We start from the raw sequence: 11,341 nt of genomic DNA, 5'->3' as shown, positions 1-11,341 counted from the left end.
CGGGACCTTTACCGTTGCGGGCAACTCGTAAAATTGGCCAATTGCCCTAAACGCTCAATTTTGTGTCGAGCGCGTGCCTTCGCGTCGCACGATCAATTCCGCACGAGAGGAAACGCCAAGTTTGCGGAAGACACTGTTGAGGTGAATTTTCACCGTGCCCTCGGTTAAGGCACATTGATCTGCGATCTGTCGGTTGCGTAACCCTAAACAGACGAGCTCAACAATCTCTGTCTCCCTTTTGGTCAAAAGATCGTCAGACCGAAAGGCGCGGCTTGGTTTATCAACGGAATATTGCAAGGCGAGCTCGGTCACGCTGCTATCAAACCAAGTGCCGCCGGCCAATATGCTGTTCATGCCAGTAATGATGACTTCAGGGTCGCTATCTTTTAAGGCGATGCCCTTGATGCCAAGGCGCATCGCCTCAATGGTCTGTTCAGGGTCAATATGGACCGTTAGGAACATCGCAGGAGTATCGGGATTGTGTATGCGCATGTGCCGCAGCACCCGCATGCCGCCACCATTGTGCATCGATAGATCCAGCATGGCGAGATCAGTAGGCGAGCTATCCAATTTGCGCATCGCTTCTTCCACAGACAGCGCCGTATCAACCGTGAAGTCGCAAATATTCTTTAAATATTGGCTAAATCCGTGCAGGAAGAAAGGATGATCGTCTACTACAAGAATGCTAGTCATTCTCTATCTGCTGCATGGGAATACGGACCGACAGCAACGTTCCTTTCCCAAGCCCTTCCACATATGCATCGGCGCTCAAAAGTCTTAGTCGTTCAAGCAACGATGCTGATTTCAAAGTTAATTCAGGGTTTTTCTGCGTCTGCGGCCCCTCAAGCGGTTCGCTTAAGTCTAAAACCGACATTATAAGGGCGCCTTGCTTGAGCGATAGCGTGACTGTCAAGCGCTTGCTTTTTGCGTGCCGGACAGCGTTGGTTATGACCTCTCGCAATAAATGCTCGATATTGAAGGAAGATTCTAAATCGACTGGAATGGCAGGTTCTTCCGACTTTAATGTGACAAGTACACCCCATTGTAATGAAATAGTCCTGGCGCAGATATTCAGTTGCGCGATGAGATCAACAGTATGATCAGCTATATGGCTACTTTCCAAAAAACCGCGAAGCCGAGATTGCTCAAGCGTGACAATATCCACCGCTTTCCTTATTTCCAATTCTATGGATTGGTGGGCTACATCCTCTCGTTTTGTGAGGAGCAATAAGCGCATCCGCAATGCGGCCAGGGTTTGTAAAACGCCGTCGTGCAGATCGCGCCGCGCAACTTCATGTGCATCGGCAATGAAATTACGTTGAGCTGTAACGACTTTCCCTAAAAATGTGGTCATTTCGGTCATATGATGGCCTAAGAAGGTTGCTTCTGTCCTTATGATTGCATCAATATGGTTATTTATGGCACATATAAATCCACCGCGCATGCGGTCAATTTGTACAGGTTGGACCAAAGCGGCCCTGATATCTGCTTTGCGTAACATGTGCGCAATGCGTTGCTCATGTTCATCAAAAGCCCTGTATTCTCCAGTATCTGGAAAAAAGACGCGGTTCAAATTTGTGTCGAACAGTCTGCTACCGATTTGCAGGTTAAACAGGGCGTCTATGAGTTCTTGACGTTCTGATGCTTTTTGCAGCACTGGCAGATTGCATTCATGATATTGCCCCACGGCTTGCTGCGTGGGGTCCTGCATTAGGCAAGCTGCTTTACCAGGCTTAAACAAGCCGGCCGATGCATTCGTCCAAGCTTGAAGATCAAACTGAAATGAATGTTCAAGAGCAAGTGTGCGGAGCGATGAATATTCATTGTAGAAAAGCTTTAAACGGCATCTTCGGCTCGCCGAGGTTATGACCATGAATATTGCCAGCGCCAAAATCATATGGGACAATGTGCTTGGTAGCCCCGAAGCGGAGGTTATTTGCACTGAGGAGCTTCCTGAGAAGGGAGCTAAAAAATCTCGGAAAATAAACATGCACATAGCAACCGCAGCCGCCGCTAAAATATGCCTGCTATTTGTACCTGTGGTTGATGCGATGACCCCAACACAAACGGCAAAGGCAATAATTGCCTGTTCCGTCCCGCGAAGCAACATAATGGCAAAAAGAATCATAATCGCGTCGCCAAACACCTGAAGGCGTAATATCTTTGGTTGCAAACGTCCGCCAAAAGTCAGGATAGTCGCTACCGTCGTCCAACCAAGCCACATATAAAAGTGGATTTGCAGAAAATTAGTATAATCCGAACCGGATGGATACGTCGGCGAAATCAGAAATATGATAATAAATAAAAATAATCGGGCAATTGGCCATGCCCATAAAATGCAGGTGGTATTGTATCGTTTTAAGATGTGATCGGTTATTATTTTTTTTGGGAGGCGTAGCATTCGCTTACTATAATTTAAAAAAAATAAATTGTAATGTTTCAGGAATTTATATTTAAATTTTTTAAAATTATCATTTTTAACTATTTTATTAAATTACTATATTTTGAATGTCATATATTGGGGTTTGGGGATAGCCCGCTGCCAGCGCAAATGTGCCAGAACGTTTTGTGTTATTGGGTGTTAGAGTGTTTGATATGAGAGCGACTTGGCGACGGCCAATTGCCAAGGTTGCAAAAATAATACGCGGCGCTTAGCGATAGGCCATGAACAATATGCCACATTATGAAGAGCAATATCTGTCGCTGATGCGTCAAATTTGGGAAAATGGCTCGGTTCAGCGCGATCGGACGGGCGTTGGGACCAAGGCATTGTTCGGCGCCACTATGCGCTTTTCATTGGCGGATGATGCGATACCGCTACTGACCACGAAACGGGTATATTGGAAGACAGCAGCGCGCGAAATGCTGTGGTTCCTGACGGGCAATACGAACATCCGGCCGTTGCTGGAACAAAAGGTCAAGATATGGACCGATTGGCCGTTGGATCGCTACCGTCGAGAGACGGGCGCAGATATTTCGCAAGATGATTTTGAACAACGCATAGTTGAGGATACCGCTTTCGCCGAAAAATGGGGCGACCTTGGACCTGTTTATGGCGCGCAATGGGTGAATTGGCCGCGATATGAAGCCGCAGAGAATGGCTTATTCCGCCGTGCGGCAAAGGGGATCGATCAGGTCAGCTTGCTGGTCGAATGCCTGAAAAACAATCCGGGGTCCCGCCGACATATTATCGAAGGCTGGAATGTTGCGGAATTGGACCAAATGGCCTTGCCGCCGTGCCACAAAACTTACCAATTTCATGTTGCCGATGGTGTTCTGAGTTGCATTTTGTTTCAGCGCTCGTGCGATTTAGGGCTTGGTTTTGCCTTTAACGCATTTTCGGCGGCATTGCTGACGCGGATGCTGGCTTCTGTGTGTGGGTATCAAGCGGGCGAACTTATCTGGCAGGGTGGGGACGTGCATTTGTATCTCAACCATGCGCCCTTGGTCGAAGAGCAATTGTCGCGGACGCCATCTGGAGCGCCCAAGCTAAAGTTGCTGCGCTTAGCAGACAGTATTTTTGACTATCGTATAGAAGATTTCGAAGTTGTCGATTACCAGCCTCAGTCTCATATCTCCGCACCGGTAGCTGTGTAAGCCCATTAGGTCAACTATGTTGACCTAATGCTATGTTTGAAATATTATAACAAACATGGATAATAAACTGCCTGAGTCGTTCAGGCGGTTGTGGGCGGAGATGGATATGGTGCAATCTACGAAAGACAATCTCGCGCCGCTGCATCTGCATATACCTGAACCTAAATTCCGCCCCGGTGATGTTGCCGACTTTAGCGATATCATTGTGCCTGCGGTAGATGCCCATCCGCGCCCAGATGAGCATGTTTTGCCGGCTGATATTCACCCGTTGGCCTATGGCCTTGTGCGCGTTTTGGGCGATGACCATGCGGCATCGGGCAGTTGGGACCCCGGACTTGATGTTGCTACTCTACAGGTCATGTTGCGGAAGATGCTGCTTTTGCGTGCTTTTGATGATCGTATGTTTCGGGCACAGCGGCAGGGCAAAACAAGCTTCTATATGAAGTCCTTTGGCGAAGAAGCGACCTCGGTTGCGACGACAATGGCGCTGCATTCCGATGATATGTGCTTCCCAAGCTATCGTCAGCAGGGCATTTTGATCACGCGCGATTATCCGCTCGTCGACATGATGAACCAGATTTATTCCAACCGCGGCGACCGGCTGAAGGGCCGCCAACTGCCGATCATGTATTCGGCAAAGGATTATGGATTTTTCAGCATATCGGGCAATCTCACCACACAATATCCTCAAGCCGTTGGCTGGGCAATGGCATCTGCATCGCGCGGAGATACCCGTATTTCAGTGGTTTGGTGCGGTGAAGGTTCAACGGCAGAAGGCGACTTCCACAACGCCTTAACCTTTGCCGCTGTCTATAATGCGCCGGTTATATTTCAGGTTGTGAATAACCAATGGGCGATTTCATCCTTTTCCGGATTTGCCGGAAGCGAGCGGACAACCTTCGCCGCGCGCGCCATTGGCTATGGCATCGCTGGGCTGCGCGTTGACGGCAATGATCCGCTTGCGGTTTACGCTGCGATGCAATGGGCCGCAAACCGCGCACGGACCAATGGCGGTCCAACTTTAATCGAATATTTTACCTATCGAGGGGAGGGGCACTCAACGTCAGATGACCCGAGCGCATATCGCGCGGCCGAAGAATATGCGTTGTGGCCTCTGGGGGACCCCGTCACGCGGTTGAAGGACCATCTCATAACGATCGGCAAATGGAGTGAGGCGCAGCATGAAGCGCTTATCCTTGAGCTGTCTGAGCATGTGAAGGCTCTTCAAAAAGAGGCCGAGCAAAATGGCATATTGGGCCATGGCTTGCATCATCCGTTCGAGACAATGTTTGAGGATGTGTTCGAAGAAATGCCTTGGCATTTGAAAGAGCAATGCGCCCAGATGTTGGAGGAGCAAGAAGATAAATTTGGTCCAGAGTGGGAGGCGCGTTGATGTCAGAGCCTTCCATAAAAACAATGAACATGATTGAGGCGATTAACAGCGCGTTGGATATCATGCTCGCCAAAGACCCTGATGTTGTCATTATGGGCGAGGATGTTGGCTATTTCGGCGGTGTGTTCCGTGCGACGGCGGGGCTGCAAGTCAAGCATGGCAAGACCCGTGTGTTTGATACACCGATCAGCGAATGCGGCATTATCGGCGTTGGCGTCGGAATGGCGGCTTATGGTCTTCGTCCTGTGCCCGAAATTCAATTTGCCGATTATATCTATCCTGGCCTCGACCAGTTGGTGAGCGAGGCTGCGCGTTTGCGCTACCGTTCGGCCAATGATTTCGTTTGCCCCATGACGGTGCGTTCGCCTTTTGGCGGCGGCATCTTTGGCGGGCAGACGCATAGCCAAAGCCCCGAGAGCTTATTTACCCATGTCTGCGGTATAAAGACCGTGATACCGGCGACGCCTTACGACGCTAAAGGCCTTTTGATTGCGGCGATTGAGGACAATGACCCAGTTGTCTTTTTTGAACCCAAGCGCATCTATAATGGCCCGTTCAGCGGCTATTATGATCGACCTGTGGAGCCATGGTCAAAGCATGACGGCAGCGCGGTTCCCGAAGGCTATTATCGTATTGATCTTGGTAAGGCTGCGGTCGTGCGCGCAGGCGAGGCGCTTACCGTTTTGACATATGGTACGATGGTGCATGTCGTAAAGGCGGTCGTGGCCGAACATGGGATTGACGCCGAAATCATTGACCTGCGCACCTTGCTGCCGCTCGACATTGAAACCATCGAGGCGTCGGTTAAGAAAACAGGCCGATGTATGGTGGTGCATGAAGCGACGCGGACCAGCGGCTTTGGCGCCGAATTGGCAGCGCAAGTGCAGGAACGTTGCTTCTACCATCTCGAGGCGCCGATCGAGCGCGTGACGGGTTTTGACACGCCTTATCCGCATAGCCTTGAATGGGCCTATTTCCCCGGACCCGTGCGGCTTGCCCGCGCCTTTGACAAGATCATGAAGGACTGACGCGATGCCGAAATTTACATTCAACTTGCCCGACATTGGTGAAGGTATCGCAGAGGCCGAAATCGTCGCTTGGCATGTGAAGGTTGGTGACAATGTCAAGGAAGACCAACCGCTTGCCGACATGATGACCGACAAAGCAACGGTTGAAATGGAAAGCCCCGTTTCAGGTGTGGTTACAAAGATCGCGGGCGAGGCGGGTGATGTGATTGCCATTGGCGCGATGCTTGTCGAGATTGAGATCGCTGCCGATAGCAGCAATCCACCTTTGGCAGCAGCGACAATAGCAGAACCGATATTGGCCGTGGTCGAGGATGAAAATCCACATGCGCCGGAGCCTGTTGCTATAGCAGAGATAACCCCGCAATCTTTTGCGCCAGCAGTAGCGCAGCATTCCATGTCCGCCGCCGATAAGCTCACTGCGTCGCCTGCTGTGCGTCAACGTGCCAAAGACCTTGGCGTCGATTTGACTGACGTCAAGGCGGCAGGTGGGCATGTTCGGCATGCAGACCTTGATGCGTTTCTTACCTATGGATCACAGTTGGGCTATCGCCCTGCGCACGCAAATGCCCGCCGCGCCGATGAAGCCATTAAAGTCATCGGTATGCGTCGCCGGATTGCCGACAATATGGCGGCGTCAAAACGGCACATTCCGCACTTCACCTATGTCGAGGAAATCGACGTCACGGCAATTGAAGCTATGCGCGCCGATTTGAACGCAAATCGCGGGGCAAAGCCAAAGCTGACGATGTTGCCGATGCTGATCGTTGCTATTTGTAAGACCATTCCGCAATTTCCAATGATTAACGCGCGTTTCGATGATGAAGCAGGTGTTGTCACCCGCCATGGCGCCGTCCATTTGGGTATGGCAACACAGACAGAATCGGGCTTGATGGTGCCTGTCATACGAGATGCGCAGGACCGGAATATCTGGCAATTGGCGACTGAAATTGCGCGCTTGGCGGATGCGGCACGCAGCGGCTCTGCAAAAAGCGAGGAACTCTCTGGCTCGACCCTGACGATTACATCATTGGGCCCACTCGGCGGTATTACGACCACGCCCGTTATCAATCGACCTGAAGTGGCTATTATCGGCCCGAATAAGATTGTCGAACGCCCGATGTTCGTCGGCGACACTATCGAGGCGCGTAAATTGATGAACCTGTCGATTAGTTGCGACCACCGTGTCGTCGACGGGTGGGATGCCGCCAGTTATGTTCAGGCTCTCAAAAAACTCATTGAGACCCCCGTTTTGTTGTTCGCAGATTAATTTGCAAGGCGGCTTTGCGCTTTTTGGGGTTTCGGACGCGTTCGCTGTCTTTTGGTGCTGCTGCATCACCACATTGGCTTGTGAATAGCAATCAAAAATACTATTTAACATATACTTAAATTAGCGTTTCTGTCTCGACTGCCAGCATTTCCAATGATCTTGTCTAATTGTAATAACAGGTGATTTCGTTGAATATGTCCTTTTATGACAAATGGCGTTGACAGAATCTTGCGCCGCTTATAGTGCGCCCCCACCGCAAGTTAGCGGGTGTAGCTCAGTTGGTTAGAGCGCCGGCCTGTCACGCCGGAGGTCGCGGGTTCGAGCCCCGTCACTCGCGCCACTTCTTTCAAGCTTTTAGGCTTGAGGTGGTGCGCGGAAAGATCCCGTCTCCATCCAAATCATCAGTGGGCGCATTGGCGCGATCCATATGATTCCTGCGACCAGATAGATAATGCTCTGGATTGCGATGTTTTGCGCTCCGATAAAGTCGGATGCGCTGACAATGATACCTGACCAGAGCAATATAATCACTAATATCGCCAGCATGCCGGCAGGTTTCCGCCAAGTGGGTTGCTTAAGTGGTGTAGTCATATGGTGATCCATGATTTTTCGGTGAGTATAGCGTGCAAAGGCATATCCCAAATGTCCGATGCGAGGATAGGCGCATGTTGCACTGACCACGCAAGTCCAACAGCAATGGCTTGCTCCAACACGCTCAAAGCGCGGTCATAATGGCCGGCGCCTTGCCCAAGCCGCATCAACCGGTCGTCAAAGGCCACTAAGGGCGTTAGAACGATGTCTGGTGTGCAAGGGGGGGCGTTCTCTGATGGCTGCAGCAATCCAAAGGGACCGGGAACCAAATTGTCACCCGGCGTCCAGCGCAGGAAGCGCATTGGGGCGGCCTTGCTCGTGACATGGGGTAGGGCAATATCGCAGCCCATTTTATGGGCCTGAGCCAACAACGCGGCGGGATCTACTTCAGAGCCGATGGCAATGTATCCCGCCACTATTTTACCGGGCAAAAGATATTGCGCCAAAGGGCTTGGGACTTTGGAGAAGGCTAAGGCGCGATCCTGTGGCGACAGTGCGTCCACAAACTGGTCACGCTTTTTACGGAATTCCAACCGCTGCGACTGCTTGTCAAAATCTGGCTGCACTATTTTTCCCGAAAAATGTTGGCGGAACCATCATGGGTCGTTTCCCGGAATATCCTCTGACGCCAGGACGTCAGGTGGGCACCGTGTGATCTGGACCTTAAGGTTTCCCAAACGGTCCAAGCAGGGACAGCTCCCTTAGATAGATAATCGCCTCAGGGATGTTCTCATCAGTTCGTGCCGGACAGTTCCGCCAATAACCAATATAAGCCACTTACGTTAATTCTCAAGCCTTAGCGCCAGATTTTCCAATCGGGTCGCCAGTTGTTCTAGCGTATCGGCGGATTGCACCATTGCGGCTGACGGTACCGCTTTCTCAGCAACGACTGAACCACCTGCATCATGCAGCCTGTCGGCAAGCATCAGCGCAGAAAACAGCAGCGCGCGCGTTTCTGTCAAGCCACGTCCGCCACCAGACACTTGTTGCGCCGTGGCGTCCACCATGGCTCCAAGTTCCAGCAGGCGCTGTTCTTCACCGGCGTTACATGCGACGAAATAATCGCGACCAGCGATAGATAACTTAACGTCAGGCATCAGCGGGCACTCGCCAAAATCTTGTCCAAATCTTGAATGGCAATGCGCGTTTCCGACTTTAGCTTTTCATGCCGTTCGACAAGGTCACTATCGCCAGCAGATGCAGATGTGGTTGCCGATTTTTCGATGCGAGACAAAGCGCGCTCGATACGACCGATTGCGACAATAAATCGTTGTTCTATCACGGGTTAGTTTCCTTTGCTGAGGAAGCTTAGCAGAGACTATTCCCAATGCAAATGTGTGAACGCGAATATAAGCAGAAATTCATGGGGAAAAGCGCCCCCGCTCACTTGACGCTTTGCGCTAGCATCCGCAAGGGTTTGCAGCATCGATTCGGTGGTGCTGGACAAATATCCTCGTGCCGCCACCCACTCCTATTTGGGAGTAACAATTGGGGAAAAGAAAATGACCGTTAGTGACCAGCAAATGGCCAATGCAATTCGGGCACTGGCCATGGATGCTGTGCAGGCCGCAAATAGCGGCCATCCTGGCATGCCGATGGGCATGGCCGATGTAGCAACGGTGCTCTACTCCAAATTTCTGAAATTCGATCCGAAAGCGCCCAATTGGGCTGACCGCGACCGTTTTGTTTTGTCTGCTGGCCATGGTTCGATGTTTGCTTATGCGACCTTATATCTGACCGGCTATGCAAGCCCAACTATCGACGATATCCGCAATTTCCGTCAACTGGGTAGCCCATGTGCAGGGCATCCGGAAAATTTCCTAATCGACGGGATTGAATGCACCACAGGCCCATTGGGGCAGGGTTTGGCTATGGCTGTTGGTATGGCAATGGCGGAGCGCCACCTGAATGCCCGCTTTGGTGATGATTTAGTTGATCACCGCACTTGGGTTGTGGCCGGTGATGGGTGCTTGATGGAGGGCATTAACCATGAAGCCGTTGGTCTCGCTGGGCATCTTGGCTTAGGCCGTTTGATCGTATTCTGGGACGACAACCGCATCACTATCGATGGCTCGACTGACCTATCCACCAGCGAAGATATTGCCGCTCGCTATGTTGCCAGTGGTTGGCATGTTGAAGCGTGCGATGGTCATAATTTCAACGATATAGAACGGGCAATTAAGGCGGCGTTGGCAGATAACCGTCCCTCTTTGATTGCTTGCCGGACGCTCATTGGGAAGGGGTCGCCCAATAAAGAAGGCACGAAAGCTCCACATGGAAGCCCGCTTGGCGCAGATGAAATTGTTGCGACGCGCGCTGCAATAGATTGGCCATATCCCGCATTCGAAATACCTGAAGATATTCTTGCGGCATGGCGCGCAACGGGCGAAGCAGGTGCAGCGGCGCATGCGGCGTGGAATGCGCGGTTGGCAGCATCTGCAAATGCAGCGGCGTTCAAAACGGCAATGTCCGGAGAGCCGAACGGTGCCTGGCTAAAGCCTCATCTTGATAGTTTGATTGCCGCACCACAGAAAATTGCGACCCGTAAGGCATCTGAAATCGCGTTGACCGCGGCAACAGCAGCTATATTGGAGCTGTTGGGGGGGTCTGCGGATTTGACGGGTTCTAACTTTACCCGCACTGCGTCCACCAACACTCTGGATAAAAACGACTATTCGGGTCGCTATGTGAACTATGGCATTCGCGAGTTTGGCATGGCTGCGGCGATGAATGGCATGGCGCTTCATGGCGGCATCATACCTTATGGTGGTACGTTCCTGATCTTCTCGGATTATTGTCGTGCAGCCATCCGATTGTCTGCATTGCAAGAAACCCGTGTCATTTACGTTATGACGCACGATTCTATAGGCGTTGGCGAAGACGGCCCGACGCACCAGCCCATTGAACAGATTATGTCGATGCGGCTTATCCCTAACCTGGATGTGTACCGGCCCTGTGATACGATTGAGACAGCAGAATGCTGGGCCTTGGCAATTGAAAGTGCGTCCACGCCTTCGGTACTTGCACTTTCACGGCAAAATCTGCCGCAATTGCGTACGGACATTAGCGAGAATTTTTCTGCCAAGGGCGCATATAGGCTGCGTGCCGCAACCGCCCCGCGTAAAGCTATTCTGATTGCGACCGGCTCTGAAGTCGAAATCGCCACTGTGGTAGCGGATAAGCTCGAAGCACAGGGCATTGGTGCGGACGTAGTATCAATGCCAAGCTGGGAACGGTTTGATGCGCAGCCCGCGTCGTACAAGTCTGAGCTGTTACCCACAGATACGCTGCGTGTTTCCATTGAGGCTGGGACAACCATGGGATGGGAGCGCTATGTCGGCGACGGACTTCGTATTGGTATCGATAGCTTTGGCGCTTCTGCCCCCATTGACGCGCTTTACGAACATTTTGGCCTGACGGCTGACAAGATCACCCCGCAAATTGTCGCCCGATTGGGCTGATAGG

General features: G+C 51.6%; 11 protein-coding genes, 1 tRNA gene and 1 other RNA gene. 6 read left to right on the top strand and 7 right to left on the bottom strand.

Annotation, left to right across the window (positions count from 1 at the left end; all coding sequences use genetic code 11):
• Positions 1–54: 54 nt before the first annotated feature.
• Complete coding sequence (locus D7D48_RS05230) at positions 55–693, bottom strand: response regulator (protein ID WP_125230285.1); 639 nt, start codon at positions 691–693, stop codon at positions 55–57.
• The gene (locus D7D48_RS05225) at positions 686–2,401 is read right to left on the bottom strand and encodes a sensor histidine kinase (RefSeq protein WP_125230284.1); all 1,716 of its coding nucleotides are present in this window, start codon (positions 2,399–2,401) and stop codon (positions 686–688) included. The genes D7D48_RS05230 and D7D48_RS05225 overlap by 8 nt, the downstream gene beginning before the upstream one ends.
• Before the next feature lie 263 nt (positions 2,402–2,664).
• On the opposite strand from D7D48_RS05225, the gene thyA reads away from it, so the two are divergent.
• The 5 genes from thyA to D7D48_RS05200 all read left to right on the top strand — a co-directional run bounded on the left by thyA (position 2,665) and on the right by D7D48_RS05200 (position 7,625).
• Positions 2,665–3,597, top strand: coding sequence for a thymidylate synthase (gene thyA / locus D7D48_RS05220; protein WP_125230283.1), 933 nt, complete (start codon positions 2,665–2,667; stop codon positions 3,595–3,597).
• Positions 3,598–3,703: 106 nt separating this feature from the next.
• Positions 3,704–4,990 (top strand): thiamine pyrophosphate-dependent enzyme, encoded by a 1,287-nt coding sequence (locus D7D48_RS05215; protein ID WP_245964340.1) that lies wholly within the window; start codon positions 3,704–3,706, stop codon positions 4,988–4,990.
• A gap of 23 nt (positions 4,991–5,013) precedes the next feature.
• Positions 5,014–6,018 (top strand): alpha-ketoacid dehydrogenase subunit beta, encoded by a 1,005-nt coding sequence (locus D7D48_RS05210; RefSeq protein ID WP_125230884.1) that lies wholly within the window; start codon positions 5,014–5,016, stop codon positions 6,016–6,018.
• A gap of 4 nt (positions 6,019–6,022) precedes the next feature.
• Entirely contained in the window at positions 6,023–7,285 is a 1,263-nt protein-coding gene (locus D7D48_RS05205; RefSeq protein ID WP_125230282.1) for a dihydrolipoamide acetyltransferase family protein, read from the top strand.
• A 263-nt stretch (positions 7,286–7,548) separates the two neighbouring features.
• Positions 7,549–7,625: transfer RNA gene (locus D7D48_RS05200), tRNA-Asp, on the top strand.
• A gap of 14 nt (positions 7,626–7,639) precedes the next feature.
• On the opposite strand, the gene D7D48_RS05195 is transcribed toward D7D48_RS05200, so the two are convergent.
• The 5 genes from D7D48_RS05195 to D7D48_RS05180 form a co-directional block, all read right to left on the bottom strand.
• Entirely contained in the window at positions 7,640–7,876 is a 237-nt protein-coding gene (locus D7D48_RS05195; RefSeq protein WP_245964339.1) for a DUF2842 domain-containing protein, read from the bottom strand.
• A complete protein-coding gene (locus tag D7D48_RS05190; protein ID WP_125230280.1) occupies positions 7,873–8,442 on the bottom strand; it encodes a 5-formyltetrahydrofolate cyclo-ligase in 570 nt (189 codons plus the stop codon). Before D7D48_RS05190 ends, D7D48_RS05195 begins: the two co-directional genes overlap by 4 nt.
• Positions 8,443–8,462: 20 nt before the next feature.
• Positions 8,463–8,633: non-coding RNA, 6S RNA (gene ssrS / locus D7D48_RS10635), on the bottom strand.
• 25 nt (positions 8,634–8,658) lie between these two features.
• A complete protein-coding gene (locus D7D48_RS05185) occupies positions 8,659–8,973 on the bottom strand; it encodes a cell division protein ZapA (protein ID WP_125230279.1) in 315 nt (104 codons plus the stop codon).
• Positions 8,973–9,158 (bottom strand): hypothetical protein, encoded by a 186-nt coding sequence (locus D7D48_RS05180; protein WP_125230278.1) that lies wholly within the window; start codon positions 9,156–9,158, stop codon positions 8,973–8,975. The genes D7D48_RS05185 and D7D48_RS05180 overlap by 1 nt, the downstream gene beginning before the upstream one ends.
• 220 nt (positions 9,159–9,378) lie before the next feature.
• Here D7D48_RS05180 and tkt point away from each other — a divergent pair, with 220 nt between their 5' ends.
• Positions 9,379–11,337, top strand: coding sequence for a transketolase (gene tkt / locus D7D48_RS05175; protein WP_125230277.1), 1,959 nt, complete (start codon positions 9,379–9,381; stop codon positions 11,335–11,337).
• Positions 11,338–11,341 lie beyond the last annotated feature (4 nt).

It is taken from the genome of Sphingorhabdus wooponensis (assembly GCF_003933235.1).
GTDB classification, from domain to species: domain Bacteria; phylum Pseudomonadota; class Alphaproteobacteria; order Sphingomonadales; family Sphingomonadaceae; genus Sphingorhabdus_B; species Sphingorhabdus_B wooponensis.
Note: the sequence above shows the minus strand (reverse complement) of the source record. Positions and strands in the feature narration are given on the sequence as shown.